Origin of the sequence: Bradyrhizobium sp. WBOS08, from assembly GCF_024585125.1 — a bacterium.
Lineage (GTDB): Bacteria > Pseudomonadota > Alphaproteobacteria > Rhizobiales > Xanthobacteraceae > Bradyrhizobium > Bradyrhizobium japonicum_B.
The window spans coordinates 3,547,306-3,573,770 of record NZ_CP028988.1 but is presented as its reverse complement, the minus strand read 5'-3'; the positions used below and the strand labels follow the sequence as shown (position 1 = coordinate 3,573,770).

Here is a 26,465-nt window from a genome sequence, read left to right as displayed (position 1 = left end):
ATGCCGAATGCATCGAGCCCGTCGGCGAGCAGGTCGCCGAGCATGGGCTCGCCGAGCAGATAATGCACCGTTTCGCGGCGCGGGCTGCGATATTCGGTGCGAGCCTCCGCCGCGCGGGCGCGCAGATCGTCCCAATCATCGATCGTGCCGTCGCCGCGACCGAGCCAAGTCAACGCGACGAGATCGAGCTGCTCGTCCTCGTTCAAGGCGATCATGAAGCTGCCGAGTTCCTGGACGACGGGATCGGAGCCGTCGTCCTCGAGAACGTCGAGCGCATCGTCATCGCTCGGATTCGAGCCGGAATCCGGATCAGAATCGCCCTCCTTGACGTCGAATTCGCGCGCCTTCTCGATGATGAAGGCGACTTTGTCAGCCGATATTGCAAGCTCTGGCATGGCTCCTCCTCCGGTTCCGGCGATAACGCCGCATCGCGTCAGATGATCCATTGCGCATCATGGCGGAAACGGCGCATGTTTCGGCACCAAAACAAGACCATGGGGAGGTGCCGGATGCAATGGAAGGTCGGTCGGGTGAAGATCACCAAGGTGGTGGAATTGGAGACGGTCGGCTCGACCCGCTTCATCCTGCCGCTCGCGACCAACGAGGAGATCCAGAAGCTGCCCTGGCTGATCCCGCATTTTGCCACCGACGAAGGCCGGCTGAAGATGTCGATCCATTCGCTGGTGGTGGAGACGCCTTCGCGCCGCATCGTGGTCGATACCGGGCTCGGCAACGACAAGCAGGGCCGCAACGTCCCGACCTGGAACAACCGCAGCACGCCGTTCCTGGAGACGATGAGCGCGGCCGGCTTTGCGCCTGAGAGCATCGATACCGTGCTGTGCACGCATCTTCACGTCGACCACGTCGGCTGGAATACGAAGCTGGTGGACGGCAAATGGGTGCCGGCCTTTGCAAACGCGCGCTATGTGTTCGGCAAGACCGAATACGAGCACTGGCGCGACCACTCCACCGAGCCGGACAAGGCGGCGGTGTTCAACGATTCCGTGCAGCCGATCGTCGATGCCGGCCGGGCCGATCTGATCGCAAGCGACCACCGGCTCTGCGAGGAGATCAGCATGATCCCGACCCCGGGGCACAGTCCCGGCCATATGAGCATCCTGATCACGTCGGACGGCGAACAGGGCCTGCTCACCGGCGACGTCGCCCATCACCCCTGCCAGATGGCGCATCTCGACTGGTCCTCGACCGCGGATTCCGACCAGGCGCAATCGGCCGAAACGAGGGCAGCGCTGTTCGGCCGCTTTGCCGACACGCCGACATTGGTGATCGGCGGCCATTTCGCGGCCGGCCGCATCAGGCGAGACGGAGACGCATTCCGGTTCGTGGCGCTGGGCTAGGTCTCGTGCCCCGGATGCTGCGCAGCACGAAGTGATGCGCTGCCAAGCCGGGGCCCATGCTGCGCGCTTGCGGCGAACGTGATCCGGGTCCCGGCTCCGCGGAGCAGCGTTTCACGCTGCACCGCGTCCGGGACACGATCGCGCCCACCGAATCCAGAAGCCTGCAATGCGCCGCCTTTCGGCGGTTGAATTTCCAGCCGCCCTGTTCCATGAAGCTATTAACCGATCGGTCCAATCTCCAGGGAGAAACGAGAATGAAGCTTGTTCGTTACGGCGAGAAGGGTGCGGAAAAGCCCGGCCTGATCGACAAATCCGGCCAGTTGCGCGACCTCTCCGCGCATGTGAAGGACCTCACGGGTGAGGCCTATTCGCCGGAGAGCCTGAAGAAGCTGGCAGGCCTCGATCCCGCCTCGCTGCCCGCAATCTCCGGCAAGCCGCGGTTCGGCGCGCCAGTAACCGGCATCTCGAAATTCGTCGCGATCGGCCTCAACTATTCCGACCATGCCAAGGAGACCGGCGCCGACATCCCGAGCGAGCCGATCATCTTCATGAAGGCCAACACCTCGTTGTCCGGCCCGAACGATCCGGTCGAGAAGCCGCGCGGCTCGACCAAGCTCGACTGGGAGGTCGAGATCGCCGCCATCATCGGCACCCGCGCCAAATACGTCTCGGAAGCCGACGCGCTGAACCATGTCGCCGGCTATTGCGTCTGCAACGACGTCTCCGAGCGCGCCTTCCAGATCGAGCGCCTGGGCCAGTGGACCAAGGGCAAGTCGCACGACACGTTCGGCCCGCTCGGACCGTGGCTCGCGACCAAGGACGAGATCAAGGACGTGCAGAATCTGTCGATGTGGCTGGATGTCAACGGCCAACGCCGCCAGACCGGCTCGACCAAGACCATGATCTTCTCCATGGCCAAGTGCATCTCCTACGTCTCGCAGTTCATGACGCTGCTGCCCGGCGACGTCATCACGACCGGCACCCCGCCCGGCGTCGGCCTCGGCATGAAGCCGCCGACCTTCCTCAATGTCGGCGACGTCGTCACGCTCGGCATCGAGGGCCTCGGCGAGCAGAGGCAGGAGATCATCGCGGCGTAAGCCTCCGCCCTCATCCTGAGGAGCGCGCAACGCGCGCGTCTCGAAGGATGCGCCACAAGCACGGTTGCCCGACGTTCGCGCCGGGTGACGAGAGACCATCCCTCGTTGTCCATCCTTCGAGACGCGCGCCAGGGGGCGCGCTCCTCGGGATGAGGACTGTGTGTCTGGATAGAGGTATTTCCCATGAAGCTCACCTTCTCCCCCGCCTCGCCCTTCGCCCGCAAGGTCCGCATCGCCGCGATCGAGCTCGGGCTGATCGACAAGATCGAATTCACGCCCGCGAGCGTGGCGCCGGGCACGGCCAACGAGGATTATTCGAAGATCACGCCGCTGAAGAAGCTGCCGGTGCTGATCACCAATGACGGCGACGTCATCTTGGACTCCTACGTCATCGTCGAATATCTCAACGAGATGGCCGGCGGCAGCCTGATCCCGGATTACGGTCCGCGGCGCTGGAAGGCCAAGACCAATCACTCCCTGATCAACGGCATGCTCGATTCCATGCTGCTGTGCCGCTACGAGAAGATGGTGCGGCCGCAGGGCCTGCAATGGCAGGCCTGGTCGGACGATCATTGGAACCGGGCCTGGACCGGCATGGCGCGCTTCGAGAACATGCCGGAGGTGCTGAACGGCCCGTTCGATATCTCGCAGATCGGTCTCGTCTGCGTGCTCGGTTATGCCGATTTCCGCTTCGCCGATTGCGGCTGGCGCAAGGCCTATCCGAAGCTCGACGCTTTCCACCAGAAGATGCTGGAGCGACCTTCCGTGAAGATCTCCGTGCCGCCGGCCGCGTAAATCTTGGGAGTTCTCATGAGCCTGAAGTTCTCAGTCGGCGATCTCACCATCCATCGCATCGTCGAGCAGGAGACCTCGTTCGTCCCGGCGCTGGAGATGCAGCCGGGATTGACGGCGGAGGTGCTGGCCGAGAACCGGGCCTGGATGCGCGAAGCCAGGGCGCTGGACGAACAGGATGTTCTGCTGCTGTGCTTCCAGTCCTACGTGGTGAAGACACCGCATCACACCGTTTTGGTCGACAGCTGCATCGGCAACGACAAGCCGCGGCCGCGGCCGAAATGGAACATGAAGACGGACGACACCTATTTGCGGGCGCTGGGTGCCGCCGGGTTCTCGCCTGACGACATCGACGTCGTGATGTGCACACATCTCCATGTCGACCACGTCGGCTGGAATACGCGGCTGGAGAACGGCCGCTGGGTACCGACCTTCCCGAAGGCACGCTATGTCTTCGCCAAGCAGGAATTCGACCATTGGTCCGCGCAGAACGCGAAGGCGGAAGTCCCACCCTTCGCCGACAGCGTGCTGCCGGTGGTCGCGGCCAACAGGCACGAGCTGGTCGGCAACGACCACGAGATCGGCGATCACGTTCGCATCCTGCCGACGCCGGGCCACACGCCCGGCCATATCGCGATCACGATGGGGCGCGGCAAGGACGATGCGGTGTTCTCCGGCGATCTCATGCACTCGCCGCTGCAGACGCTCTATCCGGAGCTGTCGATCAAGTTCGACGTCGATCCGGCCAAGGCGGCAACGACGCGCCGGGGCTTTCTGGAGCGCTATTGCGACACCGACACGCTGTGCTGCACCGCGCATTTTCCCTCGCCGTCGGTGGGGAAGATTCGGCGCAAGGGCAACGCGTTCGTGTGTGAGTCGGTTTAGCGAGATGCCGTAGGGTGGGTAAAGCTTCCGCCGTAGCTCGAAGAGCGAAGGCGGAAGCGTGCCCACGATTCCGTGCATTATGAGAAATGGTGGGCACGGCGCTTTGCGCCTTTGCCCACCCTACGATACTGCTCGTGTGGAGAATATCATGACAACACTCCCTGACATTCCCCTCCCCGCCGGCATTCGCTCGCGCGCCATCGACAACATCAACGGCTTGCGCATGCACGTGCTCGAAGCCGGCTTCGAGACCAGGGGGCGTCCTTGCATTCTCCTGCTGCACGGTTTTCCTGAACTAGCGTTCTCCTGGCGCAAGGTGATGCCGGCGCTCGCCGCGGCCGGCTATCACGTCATCGCGCCGGACCAGCGCGGCTATGGCCGCACCATGGGCTGGAGCGCGGATTACGACGGCGATCTTGCGCCGTTCTCGCTGCTCAACCTGGTGCGCGATGCGCTCGCTCTGGTGTCGGCGTTCGGCTACCGGCAGGTCGATGTGGTCGGACATGATTTCGGCAGCCCGGTCGCGGCCTGGTGCGCGCTGATCAGGCCCGACGTGTTTCGTTCGGTGACGCTGATGAGCGCGCCGTTCGGCGGAGCGCCGCCGCTGCCATTCAACACGGTTGATGCTCACGCAAAGCCTCCAGTCGAAGACCCCGTGCATCGCGAGCTCGCCGCGCAGCCGCGTCCGCGCAAGCACTATCAATGGTACTATTCGACGCGCGAGGCCAACGCCGACATGCTCCGCGCGCCACAGGGCGTGCACGATTTCCTGCGCGCCTATTACCATCACAAGAGCGCGGACTGGACCGGCAACAAGCCCTACCCGCTCGAGTCGTGGTCGGCAGGTGAGCTTGCGAAGCTGCCGACCTACTACGTGATGGACGCCGACGAGACCATGGCGGAAACCGTCGCGAAGGAGATGCCCTCGCCCGCGGCGATCGCCGCCAACCAATGGCTGCCGGACAGCGAGCTCGCCTATTACAGCGCCGAATATGGCCGCACCGGATTCCAGGGCGGGCTGCAATGGTATCGCTACGGCACCTCAGGCATGTTGAACAATGAGATGCAATTGTTCTCTGGCCGCAGTATCGACGTGCCCTCGTGCTTCATCTCGGGCAGGCAGGATTGGGGCACTTACCAGCGCCCCGGCGTGTTCGAGGCGATGCAGGCGCGCGCTTGCACGAACATGCTCGGCTGCCATCTCGTCGACGGCGCCGGCCATTGGGTGCAGCAGGAGCAACCGGCCGAAGTTAACCGACTGCTGCTCGACTTCCTCGCAAGAGCGCGCACGGCCTGATTTGACCTGGGAACAGCGGCCTCCTATATAGTTTAGAATAATTCTAAACTGAGATGACAGGGCCGCCGTGAAGAATTTTGCCGATCTGACCGAGCGCGAGGTGCTGGCGGTCGCGATCTCCTCCGAGGAGGAGGATAGCCGCATCTACATGACTTTCGCCGAGGACTTGAAGGAGCGCTATCCGGACTCGGCGAAATTGTTCGAGCAGATGGCCGAGGAGGAGCGCGGCCACCGGCACATGTTGCTGGAATTGTACGAGCAACGCTTCGGCCCGCATCTGCCGCCAATCCGCCGCGAGGACGTCAAGGGGTTCCTGCGTCGCCGTCCGGTCTGGCTCACCAAGAACCTGTCGCTCGATGCCATCCGCAGGGAAGTCGAGACCATGGAGATGCAGGCGGAGCGCTTCTACGTGAAGGCCGCCGAACAGGCCCAGGACGTCGGCGTGCGCCGCCTGCTCGGCGACCTCGCCGAAGCCGAGAAAGGTCACGAGGAGACCGCCGCCAAGTTGACCGGGGAGATCCTGAGTTCCGACGTCCGCGCCGAGGAGGATCGCACCAACCGCCGCATGTTCGTGCTGCAATATGTCCAGCCCGGCCTTGCCGGCCTGATGGACGGCTCGGTCTCGACGCTGGCGCCGCTGTTCGCGGCCGCCTTCGCCACCCACCAGAACTGGCAGACGTTTCTCGTCGGCCTTGCCGCCTCGATCGGTGCCGGCATCAGCATGGGCTTTGCGGAAGCGCTGTCCGACGACGGCTCGCTGACGGGGCGCGGCTCGCCCTGGCTGCGCGGCGTCACCTGCGGCGCGATGACCACGCTCGGCGGGCTCGGCCACACCGCGCCCTATCTGGTGCCCGACACTTGGGCCAACGCGTTCTGGATCGCAACGGCGATCGCCTGCGTCGTGGTGTTCTTCGAATTGTGGGCGATCGCCTTCATCCGCTCGCGCTACATGGATACGCCGTTCCTCCAGGCCGTGTTCCAGATCGTGCTCGGCGGCGCCATCGTGCTCGCGGTCGGGATATTGATCGGGGCGGCGTAAGCCGCCTCACATTCCCCTGTCATCGCCCGCGAAGGCGGGCGATCCAGTACGCCGCGGCCCATCGACGCTATCACTGCTGTCACGGAGTACTGGATCGCCCGGTCAAGCCGGGCGATGACACCGACTCTGTCGTTGGATCTGCCCGATAACCAGCAGCCGGCATGGCAATCTCCATCAAACAGCCGTTGCGAGATCCGGCCAAACTGCGCACCATCCTTCAACAACCGGAACAGGAGACGCGCGGTGGCCAAATCGGAATGGAGTTTCAAGAGCGCGGTCGAGCTGTCGGCCGCATTGAGCGCGAAGAAGGTCTCCGCGGTCGAACTCACCCAGGACGCGATCGCCCGTATCGAGCGGCACGACGGCAAGATCAACGCGATCTGCGTCCGGGATTTCGATCGCGCTCTCGGTGCCGCGCGCGAGGCGGACGACGCCCTGGCACGCGGTGAGCGCAAGCCGCTGCTCGGCCTGCCCGTGACGGTGAAGGAATCCTTCAACATCGCCGGCCTGCCGACGACCTGGGGATTCCCGCCGCAGAGGAATTTCAAGCCTGCCGAAGACGCGTTGCCGGTCGCACGCATCAAACAGGCTGGCGGCGTGATCCTCGGCAAGACCAACGTGCCGGTAGGCCTCGGCGACTGGCAGAGCTACAACGACATCTACGGCACCACGAACAACCCCTATGATCTCGGCCGCACCCCGGGTGGATCGTCCGGAGGATCGTCGGCAGCCCTCGCCGCAGGTTATTGCGCGCTCGCCACCGGCTCCGACATCGGCGGCTCGCTGCGGGTGCCGGCGTTTCATTGCGGCATCTTCGCGCACAAGCCGACTCTCAATCTCTGTCCGTCGCGCGGTGAGACCCCGCCGCCATTTCCGGCGATTCCGCGCGAGGGCGACCTCGCCGTCATCGGGCCGATGGCGCGAACGGCGGCTGATCTTACCCTGCTGCTCGACGTCATGGCCGGGCCGGAACCGCTGGACGCCGGTGTCGCCTACAAGCTCGACCTGCCCGCTGCACGGCATCATTCGTTGCGCGACTTTCGCGTCCTGGTGATCGACAGCCACCCGCTGTTGCCGACCGACGGGGACGTCCGCGGCGCGATCGACAGGCTCGCAACTGATCTGGCGAAGGCCGGCACGAAGATCGCACGCGAGAGCGGCCAGCTCCCGGACTTCACGGAGGCATCGCGGCTCTACATGCGCATGCTCATGAGCTTTCTCGGCGCCTTCTTCCCGCCCGAAGAGCTTGCGGATGCGCAGGCACGGGCGAGCCAGCTTTCGCCCGAGGATCGCAGCCTCGGTGCGGAGCGACTGCGCGGCATCACCGCAAGCCACCGCGCCTGGGTACTCGACGCCGGCGCCCGCGCCGGGCTGCGTGCACAATGGCGCGCGCTGTTCAAGAGCTTCGACGCGGTGATCTGCCCGATCATGCCGACGCCGGCCTTTCCGCATGACCATTCGCCGGACCAGAACCTGCGGCGCATTAGCATCGACGGCAAGGATTACCCCTATTCCGACCAGCTGGCTTGGCCGGGGATTGCGACCTTGCCCGGCCTGCCTTCGACGGCCGTTCCGTTGGGCCTGTCGAAGGGCGGCCTGCCTGTCGGCGTGCAGATCGTCGGCCCGTGGTTGGAAGACCGCACGCCGCTCAGGCTCGCCGAGCTGATCGAGCGCGAGTTCGGCGGGTTCGTGCCGCCGAAGATGTTCGACGATTAGTCGCCCGTCATGGCGAGAAGCTCTTCCGGTTGGACGGCTTCAGCTCCGCCTTCGCTCTTCGAGTTACGGCGGAGAAGTCGCTCGCGATGACGGAGAAGACAATATCAGGATTCCGGGTTCGCGCTCCGCGCGCCCCGGAAATGACAGGGCGGGATTCGATGAACATCTGTAAAGCAATCGCTAACCAAACAATCTTTTCCCAAGCATCGGGCAAACTGCACATCTGAGATTTATACAACTGGCAATTGTTCGCCCGTCAAGACTGTAAGCCGCGAAGTACCGTCAGGAGTCTTCGACCGCGAGGGCGTCGCGACAAACGCGCTGCGAAGCTCGAAGTGCTCGTGAACCTGGCGAAGCGTACCGCTCGAATCCTGGAATGATTGCGTGACGAATGACACAATCGAGATAGGCGCGCTCCGCAATTCCTATCGTCGCGTCAATGCAGACCGATCGTTGCCCGAGAGATGGCGCATTCCGATCGTCCTCATGCTGGCGTGTGGATTTGCGGGCCTTGCATTTCGATACCTCGCCCGGGAGCACACCAACAGCGACGCCGTTCAATTCCTGATCCCGTGGTACACCTTTGCTCGGGATCACGGCATTGGCGCGCTGGCCGAGCCTTTCACCAACTACACCCCATTCTACAGCTACCTCCTGCTGATCGCCACCGGCTTTGATTGGCTCGGCCGGCCCCTTTCGCTGGTGAAGACAATCTCGGCGATATTCGAGCTCGGTTGCGCGATCGTCGCCGCGCAGATGGTGTGGCGAGCGACAAGGGTACCATTGCGCGCGTCCCTGGCCTTCTGCTCGGTCTGGCTTGCACCGACGGTGCTCTTCAATGGAGCGATGTGGGGGCAGGCCGATTCGATCTGGACCTTCTTCACGCTGCTGTCCGTGGCGATGTTCATGCGCAACCGAAATGGCGTTCTGCATTTCGCAATAGGCTGCTCGGTGAAAGCGCAGGGCGTATTCCTGGGACCGTTCGTGCTCGGCATGATCTTGCGCCGCAAGATTCACCTGGCGTGGCTTGCCGCCATTCCGGGAGCCTATGCGATCCTCGCCATTCCCGTTCTCGTTGCAGGCCGATCTCTGGTCTCCGTGCTCGGCGTCTATCTCGGCCAAGCCAGCACATTTCATCACCTGACCATGAATGCAGCGAACGTCTGGGTGTTCGCGGGAGCAACGCCCTACACGGTCGGAGTCGCCATTGGTCTGGTGCTCGCGGCAGCGAGCGGGCTTGCCCTATCGATCTTCATCGCACAGTCCAAGCGGACCGGGCCGGAATTCATCCTGCTCGTCGCATGCGCGTCGCTCATTCTGATGCCGTACCTGCTTCCGAAGATGCATGAGCGCTACTTCTACGCGTTCGAGCTTGCGAGCATCGCCCTGGCCTGCATCAACCTGCGCTATCTGCCGTTCGCGGTGATTGCCCAGGTCGACGGCGTGCTGTCCTATCTTGCATTCGAGAGCGAGATCGTCATGGGCCTGTTGCCGGCGGCGCTCTGCAACAGCTTCCTGGTGTTCTACCTCGCGCTCGATCTCCGCCAGGGCGAACGTGGATTTCGCCTTCCCAAACTGGCCTGGCTCGGCTTCATTGCGTCGACGGCAGGATTGTTCTCCTATTTGCTGTTCGCAGGTGCCGGCCTGAACATATCCCCTGCCTATATGCTCGCCGCCGGCCTTGCCGCGCTCATGACGCTGCTGCTCATAAAGGAGTCGCGCGCCTGATCGGGCGCGGCATCAGCCGTGCTAGCTGTCGAACATGATCACGCTGCGCAGCGTCTTGCCGGCTTTCATGTTGGCAAAGCCTTCGTTGATCTCGTTCAGCTTCAATTTCGCCGAGATCCAGTCCTCCAGGTGCAGGCGACCGCGCAGGTAGAAATCCACCAACCGCGGCATGTCGACGCGAAAATGGTTCGAGCCCATCGACGAGCCCTGGATCCTGCGCTCGCGCAGGAAGTCGAAGCCGTGCAGCTCGATCTTCTGGCCGAACGGAATCATGCCGACGATGGTGGCGGTGCCGCCGGAAGCGAGCATGCCGAAGGCCTGCTCGGCGGTCTCCTTGCGGCCGAGCACCTCGAAGGAATGATGCACGCCGCCATTGGTGAGGTCGCGCACCTGCTTCACGACGTCGCCGTCGGCGGGGTTGATGATGTCGGTCGCGCCCAGCTTGGTGGCGAGCTGCAGCTTGGCCGGATTGGTGTCGATGGCGATGATGCGGCCGGCGCCGGCGATCTGCGCGCCGTTGATCGCGGCCATGCCGACGCCGCCGCAGCCGATCACGGCGACCGTCTCGCCCGCCGTCACCTTCGCCGTGTTCACCACCGCGCCGTAGCCGGTGATGACGCCGCAGCCGATCAGCGCGGCGAGATCGAGCGGCATTTCTCTCCTGATTTTGACGATGGCGTTCTCGTGCACCAGCATCTGCTCGGCGAAGGAGGAGAGATTCAGGAACTGGTGCAGCTTCTCCGGCTTCGACCATTGCATCCGGTTCGAGACGCCCGGCAGCATCTTCACCGTGGTGTCGGTGCAGAGCACGGTGCGGCCGGTGGTGCAATTGTCGCAGGTGCCGCAAAACACTGACAGGCAGGTGACGACGTGGTCGCCCGGCTTGACGTAGGTCACATCGGAGCCGACCTGCTCGACGACCCCTGCGGATTCGTGCCCGAGCACTGCGGGCAGCGGATGCGGATAGAGTCCTTCCATGAAGTGCAGGTCGGAATGGCAGAGACCGGCGACCGCCGTGCGGATCAGGACCTCGCGCGGACCCGGCTTCGGCAGGCTGACATCCTCGATGACGAGCGGCTGGTTGACTTCATGGAGGACGGCGGCCTTCATCGGTGTTTCCTCAGTGTTTGTTTCGTTGAGTATCGCTTATACGGCGTCGGCTCTTCACCTCTCCCATAGGGAGAGGTCGGAAGCGCATCGCAAGATGCGATTCCGGGTGAGGGGTTCTGGTTTCACGTGAGAACGTAACCCCTCACCCGGATCGCTGGCGCGATCCGACCTCTCCCTATGGGAGAGGTGAAGAAGCCTACGCCGCCAGAACCAGTTCGCCAACCTCGCTCATGCCGGCATCGCGATCGCCGAGCAGCAACGCGGCGATCTTCGCTTGCGCGGCATTTTCCGTCAGCCGGAACGGATCACTCGGCGACACCCTGTGGTCGATGACGAGGCGCGAGAGCAACAGGCGGCGCGCATCGCCGCGCATGTCGTGGATGCGGTGCGCTTCCCAGGCGAGCGCAACCGCGCTGGCGACATGATAGAGCAGGCTGGTGGCGCGGCGGGCATCCGCCTCGTTCTCGGACTTGCTCGCGACCTCGCGCGCGAAGCTGACGGCGCGATCGGTGAGGTCGCGCAAACGGTCGCGCCAGGCCTGTGGCACCGAGGCGCTGTCGTCGAGCCGGGCCTGCAGATCGGCCGCGAGCGCGGACTCCGCGCCGTGCCGGCCGACCGCGCGCCGGAGCGCATCGATGGCCACGATGTTGCCGGTGCCTTCCCAGACCGAGCCGAGATGGGCATCGCGCAGCAGCCGCGCGGTGGCGAACTCCTCAATATAGCCGATGCCGCCGCGCATCTCGAGCGAATCGCCGCAGACCTTGCGCGCATCGCGGGTGGCGCGGAATTTCAGCGTCGGCGTGAGGATGCGCAGCAGCGCCGCCGCGTCCTGGCTGCCGGCTTCCGCGCGGTCGAGCGCGTCTGCGGTGAGGAAGCTCATCGACAGCGCCTGCTCGACCGGCAGCATGATCTTCAGCATCTGGCGGCGGCCGAGCGGCAGGTCGATGATGCGGCTGCCGAACACCACGCGGTTTTTCGCGACCGTCATGGCATCGTGATAGGCACGCCGCATCAGCGCGGTGGACTTGACGCCGTTGGAGAGCCGCGAGGAGTTCACCATCTCGGCCATCTGCACGAAGCCGCGGTCGAGCTTGCCGACCGCGTAGGCGATCGCGCCTTCCAGCTTGATCTCGCCCGAGGCCATCGAACGGGTGCCGAGCTTGTCCTTGAGACGCACGATCCGGTAATTGTTCTGCGCGCCGTCGTCGAGGAAGCGCGGCATCAGGAACAGGCCGACGCCGCGCGTGCCGGGGCCGGCGCCTTCAGGACGCGCCAGCAGCATCACGACCTTGGCGTCCGCGTTCGAGCAGAACCATTTTTCACCATAGAGGCGCCAATGATCGCCCTCCTGCACCGCGCGCGTGGTGAGCGTGCCGACGTCGGAGCCGCCCTCCTTCTCGGTCATGAACTGGCCGCCCTGCGTCAGCTTGCTCATGTCGGTCGAGGTCAGGCCGTCCAGATATTTCGCCTTCAGCGCCTCGCTGCCGAAGTTCGCCAATAGCTTGGCGCAGCCGTCGGTGACGTTGATCGGGCAGCCCATGCCGAATTCGGTCTGGTTGAACAGAAAGGTGAAGGCATGCTTGGCCACCACGGGATATTTATCCGGCCAGCCCATGATGCCCTTGCGGATCGAGAGCGCGTGAATTCCGAACTCGCCGAAGGCGGCGTTCTCCAGCTCGCGGTAGGCCGGGTGATATTCGATCGACTGCACGTCGCGGCCGAACTTGTCGCGCTGGTGCAGAATGGGCGTGTGCCGGTCGGCAAGCCGCGCGCATTCGTCGAGCCGGCCGCCGGCGAGCTCGCCGAGCCGGTCGAGATGCGGCTCGATGTGGCGAAACAAGGACTCCGGCAGATGGATGCGCAAGAGATCTCTCAGCGCAGGATCGGCGCGGTAGAAATTCATGCCTGTGGTATCTGGCGCCAGCAGGCCGGATGGCTCGGCCGCGACGTTGTTCGGCTGTGCTGGGGCCGGCTTGTGCATGATCGTCCTCACTCGTTTCCGCCGTGCGGACATTTTGCGCTGATTTGGCGCTTGCCGCTTGGGATGATGTCGATCATGCTCCAGCCGCGGAAAGCGATAAAGCCGCAAATTGTCAGGGAGGCATGATCGCCGTGAAGGAGCAATTCGCTCTGCGGAATTGTGATCGCGCCGGCTGGTTGTTCGCGTCGGCGTGCATAGATCTACGGCTCCCATCCCAAGAGATCACGCCATGGAACATCCAAAATACAAGATCGCCCTCATCGTCGGCGCCGGCGAAGGCCTGAGCGCGTCGCTGGCGCGGCTGCTCTCCGCGCAGAATATTCGCGTGGCGCTGGCCGCGCGCAAGATCGAGAAGCTTGGCGCGCTCTGCAGCGAGACCGGCGCGAAGGCCTATGCCTGCAACGCGGCGGATCCGGAGGAGGTCGGGCGGCTGTTCGGCCTGGTCGAGCGCGAGATCGGCACGCCCGACCTCGTGGTCTACAATGCCAGCGGCCGCACGCGCGGGCCGTTCGTCGACCTCATTCCGGCCGACGTCGCCAACGCGATGGCGGTCAGCGCCTATGGCGGTTTCCTGGTGGCGCAACAGGCCGCAAAACGCATGCTGCCGGACAGGCACGGTGCGATCCTGTTCACCGGCGCTTCGGCCAGCGTCAAGGGCTATGCGCTGTCGGCCTCGTTCGCGATGGGCAAGTTCGCGCTGCGCGGACTGGCACAAAGCCTGGCGCGCGAGCTGTCGCCGCAGGGCATTCATGTCGCGCATTTCGTGATCGACGGCGGCATTCGCAGCGCGGCGCGGACGGAGGCCGCGGACAGACCGGATTCGATGCTCGACCCCGATGCGATCGCGCAGAGCTATTGGAACGTCTTGCAGCAGCCGCGCAGCGCCTGGAGCTGGGAGCTGGAGCTGCGGCCCTGGGTGGAGAATTTTTGAGGCGAGCTGCCGTTGGGTGGGCAAGGCGCAAAGCGCCGCGCCCACGATCTCGGCGAAATTGCGCAAAAGACGTGGGCACGCTCCGCTTTGCCCACCCTGCGAGAGAAGGGAGAGAGCGAACATGACCACGGAGACCAGTATCGACACCGGCACCAACGAGCTCCTCTGCGTCATCCGCGACCGCGTCGCCGTCATCACGCTGAATCGGCCGGAGGCGCGCAATTCGCTGTCGGACGCGCTGACGCCGGCGCTGCGCACGATGATCCGGACCTGTGGCGAGGATCGCGAGGTCGGCGCGCTGCTGCTCACCGGCGCGGGCGAGGCCTTCTGCGCCGGCGGCAACGTCAAGGGCATGGGCGCGCATCGCGATCCCAAGAAGCTCGAAATGTCCTTCGACGACAAGGTCGCCGATCTGCAGGAGCGGCAGCGGCTGCTGACCGGCGCGCTGGTGTCGGTGCGCAAGCCGACCATCGCCGCCCTGCCCGGCCCCGCGGTCGGCGCCGGCCTTGCCATCGCCATGGCCTGCGACATCCGCATTGCCGCGCGATCGGCCTTCGTCGCCACCGGCTATGCCCGCATCGCGCTGTCGGGCGATTACGGCATCGCCTGGCTGCTGACGCGGCTGGTCGGCACCGCGCGGGCACGCGAATTGATGTTCACCGGCGACCGCGTCGATGCCGCACGGGCCGAAGCGATCGGGCTCGTCAACCGTGTCGTGCCCGACGACAAGTTGCAGACGGAGGCGTTCGCGCTGGCCAAATCGCTCGCCGAAGGTCCGCGCCTCGCGCTGCGCTACATGAAGGACAATCTCGACGAGGCCGTGCTGTTTGACTTCGAGACCGCGCGCGACCACGAGGCCGAGCGGCTGGTGCGCCTCACCACGACCGCCGACCACAAGGAGGCGGTGCAGGCGTTCATCGAGAAGAGGAAAGCGGTGTTTACGGGGAAGTAGGAGCTCAACCTCTCCACGAGGTCATTCCGGGGCGATGCGCAGCATCGAGCCCGGAATCCATTTTTCTGCAGAGCGCGCGGTGAAATGGATTCCGGGCTCGCGCTTCGCGCGCCCCGGAATGACGATGGAGAGAGGGACGAGGAGGCAGAAAAAGAGCCCGGCGCTGGAGACCAGGCCGGGCTTCTCAGTGGTGTCAGGCCGAGGCTGAGGGGCGTTCGGCCTGACGGGAAAGGGCGGCGAGGCGCCAGCTCGCGCAGGGGATGTCTTTCGGCGCGACCGAGATCTCCTTGCCGAAGCGAACCAGCTTCCAATCGTCGGGATGATTGACGAATGCGAAGCCGGACTTGCGCGCGAGCGACACCATGGACTCGTTGGAGCGCAGCGTCTCGCCGAACATCTGCTCGGCACCAAGCGCGGCGGCGCGGCATTCCAGGTTCTTCATCAGCGCGGTGGCGATGCCGTGGCCCTGCCAGCGGTCATGGACCGACAGGCCGAATTCGAGCGTCGCGGTTTCGACATGCAGCGCGTAGCGCGCCTCGGCGACGATGGTCTCGAAGCCGTCGACCAGCATGGTTGCCACGATCGTGAAGCGCTCGCGATCGCCGATCTGGAGGAAGTCGCGCAGCAACCCTTCCGGCAATTCGCTGACGGCGCCGAAGAAACGGTTGTAGCGCGCGCGGGTCGAGAGCGAGCGGAAATAGTGCTGGAGTTCCTCGGTGTCGCGCGGCTCGACGAAGCGGACGTTGAGCGCCTCGCCGTGCCGGGTGCGCAGCGTGTCCGAATATTGCTTCAGGTCTTCGAGGCGAAGGGTGCCCATGACACATGCCATCCGGGAAAGGGAGCGCCGGCGCCCCTGCGGTCAGGCGGCGCCGGCTTGGCGGCCAATCAGGCCCGCCAGAAGGGTTTCTCGGCCTCGAAGGCGATATCGGACCAGGACAGTCCGACGTCCTGGAGATCGCGTGCGGTCCATTGCGCGAGCTCGCGCCTGTTACGGTAGCGCTCATGCCAGACGTGGAGCGTCTCGCCGATCTGCTCGATCAAGCCAGGCGCATGATGATTTGTCATCGAGTTGTGGGTCAAAGTAGACATTTCGAGCTCCTAGAGCTAACTTGACCGCTAATATCTGCTTCCTGGTGCACTGCGACAAACGACAATTTGTACCTTTTCGCATGAAATAACGTCATGTATCCTGCTGCCAAATGACTGCCAGATTGCCGTCCCTCAACGGATTGCGGGCGTTCGAGGCTGCCGCGCGCCATCTCAGCTTCACGCTGGCAGCCAGCGAGCTGAACGTGACGCAGACCGCGATCAGCCATCAGATCCGCAGGCTCGAGGAGGAGCTCGGCATTCGCCTGTTCATCCGGCAGAACCGCGCGCTGGCCCTGACGCCGGAAGCGCGCGACTACCTGCCGGGCGTCCGCGCCGCCTTCAACGACCTGCGGCTTGCGACCGACCGGTTGCTGCGCAAGGACGACGACAAGGTGCTGACGGTGTCGACGCTGGCTTCGCTCGCCGCGAAATGGCTGCTGCCGCGGCTGAGCGATTTCCAGGAGCAGCATCCCGGCCTTGATGTGCGCATCACCACCTCGACCAGCCTCGTCGACTTCCAGCGCGACAATGTCGATGCGGCGATCCGCTACGGCCGCGGCCAGTGGCCGGGCCTGCGCGCCGATTGGCTGATGGCGGACGAGCTGTTTCCGGTGTGCAGCCCTTCGCTGCTGCACGGCGACAAGCCGCTGCGCCGGCCGGAGGATCTGCGCAACCATGCGCTGCTGCACACTTCGAGCACCAACAGCGACGACTGGCGGCTATGGCTGACCGCGGCGGGCCTGCCGGCCGACATCGCCAGGCATCCCGGCATCACGTTCGACATGATCTTCATGACCATCCAGGCCGCGATCGACGGCATCGGCGTGGCGATGGGGCGGACCTCCTATGTGCAAGACGACATCGCCAAGGGCCGGCTGGTGGTGCCCTTCAAGATCGCACTGCCGGCCGATGCCGGTTTCTACCTGGTCGCCCCGGAGGGCCGCCGCGAGGCGCCGAAGCTGACCGCGTTCAGGCAGTGGCTGATTGCTGCGACGCAGAACAAGGCCTGAAAAGCAGCGGCTTGCCCGCTTTGCTGTCATTCCGGGGCGCGCGTAGCGCGAGCTACGATGCGCAATTGCGCATCAGAGAATCCATTTTTGCCGCCGTTCCGCTGTACGATGGATTCCGGGTTCAGCCCTGCGGGCTGCCCCGGAATGACGGCGAGAGTTACAGCTCCACCACCACGTAATCGCTCTCGACGCTCACCGGGATCGTCTCGGCGACATACGGCCCCTTGACCACGCTCGCGCCGGGCTCGACATGGGCCGGATAGGCCTTCACGCGGAAGCGGCGGGGGTCGCAATAGGACTGGCCGGTGCGGATGTCGAACTCCCAGCCGTGCCAGGGGCAGCGGATGATCTCGCCGAGCTTGGTGTACTCGATCTCGCCGGGATTGCTGGACTGCGCGAGGCCGATCAGCGGACCCTCGCACAGCGCCGCGCCCTGATGCGGGCAGCGGTTCATCAGGCCGAAATATTCGCCCTTGATGTTGAAGACCGCGATCGGCCGTCCGTCGATCTCGAGGAATTTTCGCGTGCCCGGCGGAAGCTCGTCGACCGGTGCGATGACGTGTCTCGCCATCAGGAAATGCCGTACAGCTTCTTGGCATTGCCGAGATAGAACGCCTCGCGATTGGCCTCGCTGACGCCCGCCGGCAAGACGCGCGAGGGCTCGTCGTAGTCCCAATGCGGATAGTCGGTCGCGAACAAGAGCCGGTCCCAGCCGATCCAGTTGATGACGTCGAACAGATCCTCGCGCCTTTCAGGATCCTCCATCGGCTGCGTGGTCCACCACACCTGCTCGCGGATATATTCCGAGGGCGGCCGCTTCACATGTGGCACCTCGCTGCGCAGGCGCTGCCAGGCCTTGTCGAGCCGCCACGCCAGCGACGGCGCCCAGCCGAATCCGGCCTCGATCATCACCATCTTCAGCTTCGGGAAACGTTCGAACACGCCTTCCAGCACGAGGCTCGCCAGCGCCGATTGCTGGCACTGCGAATGCCCGACCATCTCCTCGATGTAATAGGAAGGCCAGCCCGACGGCGTGATCGGATTGCCGCCGAAGCCAAAGGCATGCACGCCGACAGGGAGCCCCGCTTCTTCCGCGGCCTGGTAGATCGGCCAGTAGCGGCGCTGGCCAAGTGGCTCGACATTGCGGCTGAGCAGCAGCACCTGCACGAAGTTCTTGTCGCCGGCGCGCTCGCGGATCTCGGCGGCGGCCGCGAGGCCGTCCTCATTGCCGACGACGATGGACGCCTTCAGCCGCTTGTCCTTGCTGGTCCATTTGTCGATCTGCCAGTCGTTGATCGCCGAGCACAAGGCGGCCGACAGCTCGTGATTGCGGATGCCCTGCCCGGTGTTGAGCGGATTGAGCACGCCCAGCTGCACGTTGTTGGGATCGAGCAGCTGCTTCTGCATGAAGGACAGCGAAGATCCCTGCGGCCCGCCCTCGGGCGGATAGGCGTCGCGGCGCGAGGCGTTGGGCTGCGCCTTGGGGTAAGGCGGGCCTTCCATCATGCCCTGATAGGCATGGACGCCGTAGACTTCGAGATGATGCTGCCAGCGTTTGGCGAGATAGGGATAGAGCTCGGTGCGGGTGGCGCGGGCCGGATGGATGTCGCAGTCCGCGATCGCGGTCTTGGCGGTCAGGGGGGACGCGGCTTCTTGGTTCTCGCGGAACTGGATATTCATCGCCTTGCCTCCTCTGGCAGCGGGCTCATTTCAGGCGGGGATAGGTTGCATGCGGATTGTCGATCATGATCTTGCGCACGAGATCGGGGGACAGACCTTCGGGCAGCGCGTCCTGGCCGTCGAATTGCCAGTGCGGATAGTCCGTGGAGAATAGGACCAATTCGTCGGACTGCATATGCTCAAACAGGCGATTTAATGTCGCCTCATCCGGCGGTGCATCAAATGGCTGTAACGAGAAGCGGATGTTGCTGCGCACAATGTCCAGCGGCGCGCGATCGACCCACGGCGTCTCCATCCGCACCCCGCGCCAGAACTTGTGCAACCGCCAGAGATAGGGCGAGATCCAGGAGACGCCCGATTCCAGCATCACCATTTTCAGGCGCGGATATTTGGCGAAGACGCCCTCGACGATCAGGCTGGTGAGCTGGGTCTGGAACGCCTGGGCCTGACCGACATAATCCTCGATGTGATAGGAACCCCATCCCACCGCGGTCGGCGGATTGTGATAGGCGGAACCGGCGTGGATGCCGACGGGTAGTTCCAGCCGCTCCGCGGCCTCGTAGATCGGCCACAGCGCGCGCTTGCCGAGCAGCGTGTCGCCCATCACCAGCATCAGCACCTGCACGAAGCGCCTGTCCTGCGCACAGCGCTCGATCTCGGCCACGGCTTTCTCGACGCTTTGGGTGGGAATCACAATCGAGCCGCGCAGCCGCGGATCGCGATCGAGCCACTCCGTCACGAGCCAGTCGTTCAACGCACGGCAGAAGGCCGCCTGCATGTCCTCGGAGAACACCATCTGCACGCCGTAGAGCGGATTGCAGATGGCATGCTTGAGCTGGAAGGGATCGAGCACGTGACGCTGCATGTCCTCCAGGCTCTCGCCGGGTTTGCCGCTCTCGGGACGCCAGTCGGGCCGCGCCGTGATCGGCGACCTCTCGGGATAGGATTGCGAGATGAGGTCGACCATGCCGCGCGTCGTCACCTGATCGCGCCAATAATCGTTCAGGTAGGGCAGCAGGCTGGTCAGATGCGGCACGGCCGGATGCACATCGCAATCCACCCCGCCGGCGATCAGGGACGCCATGACGTCTCCCTTCTCACGTTTCCTCGCTTGTCTTTTCTGTCCCCGCCATTCAATCAGGCCTGCCGGTCGCCCGCAACTCGGCCAAGGCTTCCGGCATATGCTAGGAAGGCGCAGCTCGGTTGCGGGAAACGAGAGGTTCAGGGAATGAAAGAACTCGTCGGCATTGCGGAACAGATCGCCGCCAAACTGATCGCGCGCAAACAGACCATTGCCGTCGCCGAATCCTCCACCGGCGGCCTGATCGCCGCGAGCCTGCTCGCGGTACCCGGCGCGTCCGCCTATTTCCTCGGCGGCGCGGTGGTCTACACCCGAGACGCCAGGCGCGTGCTGATGGATATTTCGGACGAAGGAATGAGGGGCTTCCGCTCCTCGTCTGAGCCCTACGCACAGCTGCTGGCCGGACAGATGCGAACGCGCTTCGGCAGCGACTGGGGCTTGTCGGAGACCGGCGCAGCCGGCCCCACCGGCAACCGTTACGGCGACGCGGCGGGTCATAGCTGCATGGCGGTTGCAGGCCCTGCGTCGGAGGTGATGACGCTGGAGACGGGGAGCAATGACCGGTTCGGCAACATGCAAATGTTCGCTGCGGCGACGCTGAAGCTGCTGTTGCGGAAATTGGAGGGCTAAGCTGCTACTCGCCTTGAATGAGCCGGGGCGGCCTCGCCACCAACACCACTGTCGTCGCCCGGCCTCGACCGGGCGATCCAGTACTCCGAGACGGCGCGGCTGGAATCGAGAAGCCGCGGAGTACTGGATGCCCGCCTGCGCGGGCATGACGGCGGAGAAAGCGCTACGGCTACCGTCCCAGATGCCGCATGAAGATCCGCACCACATATCCCTGCACTCGCGGCGCTTCATCATAGACATCCGACGCGATCCGCTCGATGGACTCGCGCAGCGACAGGAACTGCGCCTGCCGCGCGCTGCTTTCGGTGCCCTGCATGCCCGCGAGCTCGTCCATCGCGGCGTCGCTGATCTGGCAATGCACGACCTCGCCGTCGTTCAGCATGGTGAAGCGAAAGGCCAGCCGTTCATGGTCGTGGCCGATGATCCTGTCGCGCGTCAGTGGCATCAAGTCGTCCCGGTCGAGCACCCCCGCGACGGACAATGCTGAAAATCGCTCCGGTTGTCAGCAGCAAAGAGCAACTTCGCCCTACTGGAACGCCACCTCGGCAAAGCTGCGAAGCTTTCGCGAATGCAGCCGCTCCGTTTCCTGCTGCTTGAGCCGTTCCAGCGCCTTCAGGCCGATCTCGAGATGTTGGCCGACGCGGCGGCGGTAGAATTCGCTGGCCATGCCGGCGAGCTTGATCTCGCCGTGCAGCGGCTTGTCGGAGACGCACAGCAACGTGCCGTAAGGCACGCGGAAGCGGTAGCCGTTGGCGGCGATCGCGGCCGATTCCATGTCGAGCGCAACGGCGCGCGATTGCGACAGGCGGCGGATCACCGCGGGCCCGGAGATCTCCCAATTGCGGTTGTCGACGCTCGCCACCGTCCCCGTCCGCATCAGGCGCTTGAGCTCGAAACCTTCGAGGCCGGTGACGTCCTCGACCGCCTCTTCGAGCGCGACCTGCATCTCGGCCAGCGCCGGAATCGGCACCCACGGCGGCAGCTCGCGGTCGAGCACGTGGTCCTCGCGCACATAGCCATGCGCGAGCACGTAATCGCCGAGCCGCTGCGTGTTGCGCAGGCCCGCGCAATGGCCGAGCATCAGCCAGGCGTGCGGGCGCAGCACGGCGACGTGGTCGGTGACGTTGCGCGCGTTCGACGGGCCGGTGCCGATATTGATCAGGGTGATGCCGCGATAGCCCGATACGACCAGATGGAAGGCCGGCATCTGCGGCATGCGCGCGGGCGCGATGCCGCTGACCGCGCCGCCGCTCTGCGTGATGACGTTGCCCGGCGCGACAAAGGCATCGAGGCCCGCCTCGCCCGACTGAAGGCGCTGCTGACAGAGCTGCGCGAAAGCGTCGACGTAGAACTGGTAATTGGTGAAGATCACGAAGTTCTGGAAATATTCGGGATCGGTGCCGGTGTAGTGATAGAGCCGACGCAGCGAATAGTCGACGCGGGCGGCGCGGAACAGCGACAGCGGCTCGGCCGCACCGGGCCGAAGCTCGAAGGTGCCGTCGGCGATGGAATCGTCGATGGCGGCGAGATCCGGCACGTCGAACGCATCGCGCAGCGATCGCGTCGCGACCGAATTCTCGCTGGTGGTGATGGCGGCCTCGATATTGATGTCGCGGCGATAAGCGAAATGGATCGGGATCGGCTCGGCCGACTCGCCGATCTCGACGGGCACGCCGTGATTCTGGATCAGCAATCCGATCTGCTCGACGAGATAGCTGCGGAACAGATCCGGCCGCGTCACGCTGGTTTCATGCACGCCGGGCCCGGCGACGAAGCCGTAGGCAAGGCGCGAATCCAGCCGTGCATGCGTTGCGGTGGTGATGCGCACGAAGGGATAATAGGCCCGCACCCGCGTGGTAACGGCCTCGCCACCGACATAGGCCTCGAACCGCTCGCGCAGGAATTTTGTGTTGCGCTCGTAGATCTCTTCGAGACGGGCGACGGCGAGAGATGCGTCGGAGAAGGTTTCGGTGGCGATGGAGGGAAGAGACTGCATGGGTCGACCGGTGGCTATTGAGGCTTCGAGTCGAACTATAGCAAAGAAGGTGCCGTAGGACCTCCTACCCGTGGTCAAGGGGAGATCGCCCTTGAGCGATATGGTAGCGCCGTGCTCGATGCAGTCCAGGACGCGTTGCGCCGGCGTTGCCGGTGCCTTCGGCATCCTGGACAGCATCTGGCCAAAAAGTCCGTCGTCAGCCATCATTCTCTCCAGCAGATCAGTCTGCCCAGAGAATCACATTCGCCCGACGCGCGGTACAAAAGATTCACAGCCTCGTAGGGTGGGCAAAGCGCAGCGTGCCCACGCATTTTTTCGATCGAGAGAGTGGTGGGCACGGCGCTTTGCGCCTTTGCCCACTCTACGAAACCTACACTTGATGTCCCGGCGATGTCCGCGCCATGCCGTCGAACGCGTCGAGCAGTTTTTCGCGCCAGGCATGGATCGGATCGTCCGCCTCGAGCAGCTTGAATGGGCTGACCACGCGCGCCCATTGGAAGCCGCCGAACACGATGTAGTCGGCATAGTTCGGCGCGCCGCCGCCGATGAAGGGCTGCTTCTTCAGCGTCTGGCGCATCACCTCGAGCGATTTGCGGAAGGCGACCACGCCGGTGTCGCGGCTCGACATGACATCTTCCAGGCTCTTGCCGCCGAAGCGCGCCTCGCGCGATTGGCGGAAATAGGCCGCGTCGGTCTCGCCGAGATTGTTCGGAATGTCGGCGACGATCAGCGGGAAGATGCCGCCGACGATGGCGATATCGCCCCATGCATTGATCATGCGCGCCATGGCGCGGCCGCCCTCGCCGCCGAACAGCGACGGACGATCCGGAAATTTATCCTCGAGATAGGTCGCGATGGTCCAGGAATCGACGATCGGCTTGTCTACGTGCAGCAGCACCGGCACCTTCTCCGAGCCGTGCGGCACCAGCGTGCTCTTTTCGGTGAAGCGCCAGGGCAGCGATTCCGCCGCCAATCCCTTGTGCGCCAGTGCCATCCGCGTGCGCCAGCAATACGGGCTGAACGGGCGCGAGGGGTCGGTGCCGACGAGTTCGTAGAGCTTGAGTGGCATGAAAGGCCTTTCCTGTCAGCTCCTCATCCTGAGGAGCGCGGAACGCGCGTCTCGAAGGATGAAGGCCTGAGCTCGGCCTCGCCCTTCGAGACGCGCGCAAGATGCGCGCTCCTCAGGGTGAGGGTCTCCCATTCTGGATTGCTTCGCCGGCGCTCGCAATGACGATGTGGAGGCATCACCGGCCGTTCGCGCGCAGCAACCTCTCGCCGCTCTCCGTCACCGCGATCACCAGCCCGAGGCCGGCAATCGTCTCGCGCGCGACATAGCCGCGCTCAGCGGCGTCTTCCCAGATGGTGAGGCGCGGGCACGAGGTCTTCCAGGTCGAGATCACCTCGGCATAGGCGCGCGGCTCGCGCGCGACCCATTCGACGAAGTCCAGCACCAGCGGATCGGCAGTCTCGCTCATTGCAAACCTCCCTTGTCGAAGGCGGCCAGCACGGGGGCGCGAAGCAAAAGCCAGCCGCCATAGGCGATGTAGTAGCAGGCAATGGTGGTGATCAGCTTGTTCGACCAGGCGATGAACTGCTGATCGGTCATCGCCTCCAGGATGCGCCGCGCCAGCGTGGTGCCGAGCATCGAGGCGGCGATCGCGACGCCGGCGAGCACGGGATCGAGGCTTGCGGCCTGATCGATGATGCCGCCGAAATAGATCAGCTTGGTGAAATGGCTGACCACCTGGCACATCGCTTTGGTCGCCACCTTCTCGCGCCGGCCGAAATTGCCGCCGAGGAAGAAGGTGTCGAGCAGCGGGCCGGAGACGCCGGTCATCAGCATCAGGCCCATGCAGATCGTGCCGTAGACCGTGCCCTGCCAGAGACGATCAGGGTCCGGCTTGATGTTCGCAGGCAGGAGCCGCGCCATGAACGGGGTGATGCCGAGCAGCAGCAGCGCAATCGGCTTGTCCGGCACGTAGCGCGTGAGCGACCACGCTGCGAGCGCGACGGCGGCGCCGACCATGTAATTCGCGACCGGCCGCCAGCGGATATGCGCCCGCCACAGCAACGCGCGCCAGCCGTTCGAGGCCATCTGCGTGATCGCGTGCAGCACCATCGCGGTCGGCAGCGGCATCAAGGCCAACAGCACGCCGATCAGGATCAGCCCGCCCGCCATGCCGAACAGCCCCGACAGGAACGCAGTGGCGACCATCAGCAATCCGAGGGCAGCGATCATGAGGGGCGTCACGACGAGAATCTCCTGAGGGCGAGTGAGCGACGCAAACTGTTTCACTCCCTCGCCCCGCTTGCGGGGAGAGGGTTGGGGTGAGGGGGAGTCTCCGCAAGGGAGGTGGCAGTTGGACTCGCGGAGACTCCCCCTCACCCGCCGCGCGTTCCGCGCGTCGGCCTCTCCCCGCAGGCGGGGAGAGGCGAAGGAGAGCGTGCCTCGCTTGCCGCTGCCCCGCAAACTGAGTTATCTTGCCCTGGCATCAGCTTTCCTGAGGGTAGTCATTTGCGGCGGCTGTTGTTTCTCAACGGCATCAAGGCATTCGAGGCGGCGGCGCGGACCGGCAGCTTTGCCGCGGCCGGGCTCGAGCTGAGCGTGTCGGCGGCCGCGGTCAGCCGCATGGTGCATCTGCTGGAAGAGCGGCTCGGCGTCGCGCTGTTCGAGCGCAAGGCCAATCGCCTGGTGATGACGCAGGCCGGCCGCGCCTATCAGAGCGGGCTGACGCCGATCTTCGATGCGCTGGCCAGCCTCACCGCGCAGGTGACGGCGCCGGCGAGCGTCCGCGTGCTCACCATCGGCGTCGGCCACACCTTTGCGATGCGCTGGCTGATCCCGCGCCTGTCGGAGTTTCGCAGCGAGGAGCCGGATATCGAGGTGCGCTTCACCACCGGCGGCGCCTCGGTGCCGTTCGGCGAAGACTGGAACTGCGGCATCAAGCTCGGCACCGGCGACTGGCCCGGCCTCGTCGCCGAGCCGCTGTTCGCCGGTGACCTCACGCCGGTCTGCGTGCCGCGACTTGCGAGCGGGCTGAAGCGCCCGGCCGATTTGAAGGGACCGAGCCTGATCCGGGTCGCGCACTCGCCCGAGGACTGGCCGATCTGGCTGAAGGCCGCGGGTGTCACCCGCATCAACGCGCGCGGGCCGGAGTTTCAGTTCTACGGCCAGGCGCTGCAGGCCGCCGCCGACGGGCTCGGCATCGCCATGGGCATCCGCCCCTATATCGACGACGACCTCGCCGCCGGCCGGCTGGTGGCGCCGTTCGACCTCTCGGTACCCAAGGGCATGCGCTGGTATCTGCTCTATCGCAGCTTCCAGACCGAGCAGCGCGACTTCGCCGCGTTCCGCCGCTGGATCATGCGGGCGGCGGCGGAACCCGCGGCCCGCCCGGGCAAGCGGAGCGGCCGTACGGCGGCGCGGAACTGACGCCCCAAGAACTGACGTCCAGCGGCAAAAAAGCCGCCCGCTTGTGAACGGCTTCACATCCCGAAAATCGCAATCGTGGTCCCCTGACCCTCCAACAAGACACGTACGGAACACTTTCGGGGACGACCATGACGACCCTCTACGACGGCTTTGACATCGAATCCTTCGAGGCTGGCAAAGGCCTCTGGCACGCCCGCATCCGCCGCGCCGATCTCAGCCCCCTCGCCATCGACGGCGTGCTGTTTCCGGCCATGGAAGTCGGTTTCGCCTGGCCGGATCAGAACGCCGCGATCGCCGACGCCAAGCACCACATCGACCGCTTCCGCCGGCGGACCGACAGCGACGACGAATGAGCGCGGCAGACGGCAGGCAACCAGGGACAGCGCGGGTCAAGAAGGGGCAAATGGTCATGTCAGTCATCGAATTCGAAGACCCGTCGCGGCCGAGGATCTACGCCCGCGCCGTGCTGTCCAACTGCCCGGAATGCAACGGCGAGCTCACCGTGCTCCGGGTCATCGGCGGGCGGGCCGGATGCGAGTACTGGGCCATGCGCTGCACCGATTGCGGCGGCCTCCATCTCGACATCCTCGAACCCTATCAGGCGAACGAGGACGGCGAGGGCCCGCTGCCGGCGGCGTAAGGTTCCCTGCTGCTGCCAAC

At 64.8% G+C, this 26,465-nt stretch carries 27 protein-coding genes and 1 pseudogene; 15 read left to right on the top strand and 13 right to left on the bottom strand.

Annotation, left to right across the window (positions count from 1 at the left end; all coding sequences use genetic code 11):
• Positions 1–59: 59 nt before the first annotated feature.
• Positions 60–215 (bottom strand): annotated as a pseudogene (locus tag DCM80_RS31300) (DUF3775 domain-containing protein); the annotation flags it as partial.
• A gap of 294 nt (positions 216–509) precedes the next feature.
• On the opposite strand from DCM80_RS31300, the gene DCM80_RS17035 reads away from it, so the two are divergent.
• The 8 genes from DCM80_RS17035 to DCM80_RS17000 all read left to right on the top strand — a co-directional run bounded on the left by DCM80_RS17035 (position 510) and on the right by DCM80_RS17000 (position 9,912).
• Positions 510–1,358 carry an MBL fold metallo-hydrolase gene (locus DCM80_RS17035; RefSeq protein WP_257192768.1) on the top strand — a complete coding sequence of 283 codons (849 nt, stop codon included), beginning with the start codon at positions 510–512 and terminating at the stop codon, positions 1,356–1,358.
• Positions 1,359–1,612: 254 nt separating this feature from the next.
• A complete protein-coding gene (locus DCM80_RS17030; RefSeq protein WP_257192767.1) occupies positions 1,613–2,455 on the top strand; it encodes a fumarylacetoacetate hydrolase family protein in 843 nt (280 codons plus the stop codon).
• Positions 2,456–2,638: 183 nt separating this feature from the next.
• Complete coding sequence (locus DCM80_RS17025) at positions 2,639–3,250, top strand: glutathione S-transferase family protein (RefSeq protein ID WP_257192766.1); 612 nt, start codon at positions 2,639–2,641, stop codon at positions 3,248–3,250.
• Between the two features lie 15 nt (positions 3,251–3,265).
• A complete protein-coding gene (locus tag DCM80_RS17020) occupies positions 3,266–4,132 on the top strand; it encodes an MBL fold metallo-hydrolase (RefSeq protein ID WP_257192765.1) in 867 nt (288 codons plus the stop codon).
• Between the two features lie 148 nt (positions 4,133–4,280).
• Positions 4,281–5,429, top strand: coding sequence for an alpha/beta hydrolase (locus DCM80_RS17015; RefSeq protein ID WP_257192763.1), 1,149 nt, complete (start codon positions 4,281–4,283; stop codon positions 5,427–5,429).
• Positions 5,430–5,496: 67 nt separating this feature from the next.
• Positions 5,497–6,468, top strand: coding sequence for an iron exporter MbfA (gene mbfA, locus DCM80_RS17010; protein WP_257176241.1), 972 nt, complete (start codon positions 5,497–5,499; stop codon positions 6,466–6,468).
• A 243-nt stretch (positions 6,469–6,711) separates the two neighbouring features.
• Entirely contained in the window at positions 6,712–8,184 is a 1,473-nt protein-coding gene (locus DCM80_RS17005; protein ID WP_257192762.1) for an amidase, read from the top strand.
• 384 nt (positions 8,185–8,568) lie between these two features.
• Positions 8,569–9,912, top strand: a complete 1,344-nt coding sequence (locus DCM80_RS17000) for a hypothetical protein (RefSeq protein WP_257192761.1) — start codon at positions 8,569–8,571, stop codon at positions 9,910–9,912.
• Positions 9,913–9,933: 21 nt separating this feature from the next.
• Here DCM80_RS17000 and DCM80_RS16995 read toward each other — a convergent pair whose 3' ends face one another.
• Both DCM80_RS16995 and DCM80_RS16990 read right to left on the bottom strand, forming a co-directional pair.
• Positions 9,934–11,022, bottom strand: coding sequence for a Zn-dependent alcohol dehydrogenase (locus DCM80_RS16995; RefSeq protein ID WP_257176238.1), 1,089 nt, complete (start codon positions 11,020–11,022; stop codon positions 9,934–9,936).
• Between the two features lie 196 nt (positions 11,023–11,218).
• Positions 11,219–13,003 (bottom strand): acyl-CoA dehydrogenase family protein, encoded by a 1,785-nt coding sequence (locus tag DCM80_RS16990; RefSeq protein WP_257192760.1) that lies wholly within the window; start codon positions 13,001–13,003, stop codon positions 11,219–11,221.
• A 229-nt stretch (positions 13,004–13,232) separates the two neighbouring features.
• Between DCM80_RS16990 and DCM80_RS16985 the strand changes: the two genes are divergently transcribed.
• Both DCM80_RS16985 and DCM80_RS16980 read left to right on the top strand, forming a co-directional pair.
• A complete protein-coding gene (locus tag DCM80_RS16985) occupies positions 13,233–13,934 on the top strand; it encodes an SDR family NAD(P)-dependent oxidoreductase (RefSeq protein WP_257192759.1) in 702 nt (233 codons plus the stop codon).
• A 121-nt stretch (positions 13,935–14,055) separates the two neighbouring features.
• A complete protein-coding gene (locus DCM80_RS16980) occupies positions 14,056–14,886 on the top strand; it encodes an enoyl-CoA hydratase (RefSeq protein ID WP_257192758.1) in 831 nt (276 codons plus the stop codon).
• 193 nt (positions 14,887–15,079) lie between these two features.
• Here the strand turns inward: DCM80_RS16980 and DCM80_RS16975 are convergent, their stop codons facing one another.
• On the bottom strand, positions 15,080–15,703 hold the full coding sequence (locus DCM80_RS16975) for a GNAT family N-acetyltransferase (RefSeq protein WP_257192757.1): 624 nt from the start codon (positions 15,701–15,703) through the stop codon (positions 15,080–15,082).
• Positions 15,704–15,771: 68 nt separating this feature from the next.
• Positions 15,772–15,975: a DUF1127 domain-containing protein gene (locus DCM80_RS16970; protein WP_257192756.1), complete on the bottom strand. Its 204-nt coding sequence runs from the start codon at positions 15,973–15,975 to the stop codon at positions 15,772–15,774.
• A 110-nt stretch (positions 15,976–16,085) separates the two neighbouring features.
• Here DCM80_RS16970 and DCM80_RS16965 point away from each other — a divergent pair, with 110 nt between their 5' ends.
• Positions 16,086–16,985 carry a transcriptional regulator GcvA gene (locus DCM80_RS16965; RefSeq protein ID WP_257192755.1) on the top strand — a complete coding sequence of 300 codons (900 nt, stop codon included), beginning with the start codon at positions 16,086–16,088 and terminating at the stop codon, positions 16,983–16,985.
• 157 nt (positions 16,986–17,142) lie between these two features.
• Here the strand turns inward: DCM80_RS16965 and DCM80_RS16960 are convergent, their stop codons facing one another.
• The 3 genes from DCM80_RS16960 to DCM80_RS16950 are packed head-to-tail and all read right to left on the bottom strand — an operon-like array spanning position 17,143 to position 19,749.
• Positions 17,143–17,556: a Rieske (2Fe-2S) protein gene (locus tag DCM80_RS16960; protein WP_212372252.1), complete on the bottom strand. Its 414-nt coding sequence runs from the start codon at positions 17,554–17,556 to the stop codon at positions 17,143–17,145.
• Positions 17,556–18,665: an amidohydrolase family protein gene (locus DCM80_RS16955; protein ID WP_257176230.1), complete on the bottom strand. Its 1,110-nt coding sequence runs from the start codon at positions 18,663–18,665 to the stop codon at positions 17,556–17,558. Before DCM80_RS16955 ends, DCM80_RS16960 begins: the two co-directional genes overlap by 1 nt.
• Before the next feature lie 25 nt (positions 18,666–18,690).
• The gene (locus DCM80_RS16950; protein ID WP_257192753.1) at positions 18,691–19,749 is read right to left on the bottom strand and encodes an amidohydrolase family protein; all 1,059 of its coding nucleotides are present in this window, start codon (positions 19,747–19,749) and stop codon (positions 18,691–18,693) included.
• Between the two features lie 144 nt (positions 19,750–19,893).
• Between DCM80_RS16950 and DCM80_RS16945 the strand changes: the two genes are divergently transcribed.
• Positions 19,894–20,376 (top strand): CinA family protein, encoded by a 483-nt coding sequence (locus DCM80_RS16945; RefSeq protein WP_257192751.1) that lies wholly within the window; start codon positions 19,894–19,896, stop codon positions 20,374–20,376.
• A 169-nt stretch (positions 20,377–20,545) separates the two neighbouring features.
• On the opposite strand, the gene DCM80_RS16940 is transcribed toward DCM80_RS16945, so the two are convergent.
• From DCM80_RS16940 to DCM80_RS16920, 5 genes are all read right to left on the bottom strand, one after another.
• Positions 20,546–20,821, bottom strand: a complete 276-nt coding sequence (locus DCM80_RS16940) for a DUF1488 domain-containing protein (protein WP_257192750.1) — start codon at positions 20,819–20,821, stop codon at positions 20,546–20,548.
• A gap of 81 nt (positions 20,822–20,902) precedes the next feature.
• A complete protein-coding gene (locus DCM80_RS16935; protein ID WP_257192749.1) occupies positions 20,903–22,372 on the bottom strand; it encodes an AMP nucleosidase in 1,470 nt (489 codons plus the stop codon).
• A 370-nt stretch (positions 22,373–22,742) separates the two neighbouring features.
• On the bottom strand, positions 22,743–23,441 hold the full coding sequence (locus tag DCM80_RS16930; protein WP_257192748.1) for a glutathione S-transferase family protein: 699 nt from the start codon (positions 23,439–23,441) through the stop codon (positions 22,743–22,745).
• Positions 23,442–23,616: 175 nt separating this feature from the next.
• Positions 23,617–23,847, bottom strand: coding sequence for a hypothetical protein (locus DCM80_RS16925; protein WP_257192747.1), 231 nt, complete (start codon positions 23,845–23,847; stop codon positions 23,617–23,619).
• The gene (locus DCM80_RS16920; RefSeq protein WP_257192746.1) at positions 23,844–24,623 is read right to left on the bottom strand and encodes a sulfite exporter TauE/SafE family protein; all 780 of its coding nucleotides are present in this window, start codon (positions 24,621–24,623) and stop codon (positions 23,844–23,846) included. Before DCM80_RS16920 ends, DCM80_RS16925 begins: the two co-directional genes overlap by 4 nt.
• Positions 24,624–24,887: 264 nt before the next feature.
• On the opposite strand from DCM80_RS16920, the gene DCM80_RS16915 reads away from it, so the two are divergent.
• The 3 genes from DCM80_RS16915 to DCM80_RS16905 all read left to right on the top strand — a co-directional run bounded on the left by DCM80_RS16915 (position 24,888) and on the right by DCM80_RS16905 (position 26,445).
• Positions 24,888–25,805, top strand: coding sequence for a LysR substrate-binding domain-containing protein (locus DCM80_RS16915; RefSeq protein ID WP_257192744.1), 918 nt, complete (start codon positions 24,888–24,890; stop codon positions 25,803–25,805).
• Positions 25,806–25,933: 128 nt separating this feature from the next.
• Positions 25,934–26,158 (top strand): hypothetical protein, encoded by a 225-nt coding sequence (locus tag DCM80_RS16910; protein WP_028134417.1) that lies wholly within the window; start codon positions 25,934–25,936, stop codon positions 26,156–26,158.
• Positions 26,159–26,214: 56 nt separating this feature from the next.
• On the top strand, positions 26,215–26,445 hold the full coding sequence (locus tag DCM80_RS16905) for a hypothetical protein (RefSeq protein WP_257197962.1): 231 nt from the start codon (positions 26,215–26,217) through the stop codon (positions 26,443–26,445).
• The last annotated feature ends 20 nt before the right edge of the window (positions 26,446–26,465 follow it).

Coding starts and splice junctions, on each gene's coding strand:
- DCM80_RS16965 (WP_257192755.1), top strand. CDS start 16,086: ATGACTGCCAGATTGCCGTCCCTCAACGGATTGCGGGCGTTCGAGGCT.
- DCM80_RS16945 (WP_257192751.1), top strand. CDS start 19,894: ATGAAAGAACTCGTCGGCATTGCGGAACAGATCGCCGCCAAACTGATC.
- DCM80_RS16925 (WP_257192747.1), bottom strand. CDS start 23,847: ATGAGCGAGACTGCCGATCCGCTGGTGCTGGACTTCGTCGAATGGGTC.
- DCM80_RS16905 (WP_257197962.1), top strand. CDS start 26,215: ATGTCAGTCATCGAATTCGAAGACCCGTCGCGGCCGAGGATCTACGCC.
- DCM80_RS16995 (WP_257176238.1), bottom strand. CDS start 11,022: ATGAAGGCCGCCGTCCTCCATGAAGTCAACCAGCCGCTCGTCATCGAG.
- DCM80_RS16960 (WP_212372252.1), bottom strand. CDS start 17,556: ATGGCGAGACACGTCATCGCACCGGTCGACGAGCTTCCGCCGGGCACG.
- DCM80_RS16930 (WP_257192748.1), bottom strand. CDS start 23,441: ATGCCACTCAAGCTCTACGAACTCGTCGGCACCGACCCCTCGCGCCCG.
- DCM80_RS16980 (WP_257192758.1), top strand. CDS start 14,056: ATGACCACGGAGACCAGTATCGACACCGGCACCAACGAGCTCCTCTGC.
- DCM80_RS17015 (WP_257192763.1), top strand. CDS start 4,281: ATGACAACACTCCCTGACATTCCCCTCCCCGCCGGCATTCGCTCGCGC.
- DCM80_RS16970 (WP_257192756.1), bottom strand. CDS start 15,975: ATGTCTACTTTGACCCACAACTCGATGACAAATCATCATGCGCCTGGC.
- DCM80_RS16990 (WP_257192760.1), bottom strand. CDS start 13,003: ATGCACAAGCCGGCCCCAGCACAGCCGAACAACGTCGCGGCCGAGCCA.
- DCM80_RS16940 (WP_257192750.1), bottom strand. CDS start 20,821: ATGCCACTGACGCGCGACAGGATCATCGGCCACGACCATGAACGGCTG.
- DCM80_RS16955 (WP_257176230.1), bottom strand. CDS start 18,665: ATGAATATCCAGTTCCGCGAGAACCAAGAAGCCGCGTCCCCCCTGACC.
- DCM80_RS16985 (WP_257192759.1), top strand. CDS start 13,233: ATGGAACATCCAAAATACAAGATCGCCCTCATCGTCGGCGCCGGCGAA.
- DCM80_RS16950 (WP_257192753.1), bottom strand. CDS start 19,749: ATGGCGTCCCTGATCGCCGGCGGGGTGGATTGCGATGTGCATCCGGCC.
- DCM80_RS16935 (WP_257192749.1), bottom strand. CDS start 22,372: ATGCAGTCTCTTCCCTCCATCGCCACCGAAACCTTCTCCGACGCATCT.
- DCM80_RS16910 (WP_028134417.1), top strand. CDS start 25,934: ATGACGACCCTCTACGACGGCTTTGACATCGAATCCTTCGAGGCTGGC.
- DCM80_RS17025 (WP_257192766.1), top strand. CDS start 2,639: ATGAAGCTCACCTTCTCCCCCGCCTCGCCCTTCGCCCGCAAGGTCCGC.
- DCM80_RS17035 (WP_257192768.1), top strand. CDS start 510: ATGCAATGGAAGGTCGGTCGGGTGAAGATCACCAAGGTGGTGGAATTG.
- DCM80_RS17030 (WP_257192767.1), top strand. CDS start 1,613: ATGAAGCTTGTTCGTTACGGCGAGAAGGGTGCGGAAAAGCCCGGCCTG.
- DCM80_RS17020 (WP_257192765.1), top strand. CDS start 3,266: ATGAGCCTGAAGTTCTCAGTCGGCGATCTCACCATCCATCGCATCGTC.
- DCM80_RS16975 (WP_257192757.1), bottom strand. CDS start 15,703: ATGGGCACCCTTCGCCTCGAAGACCTGAAGCAATATTCGGACACGCTG.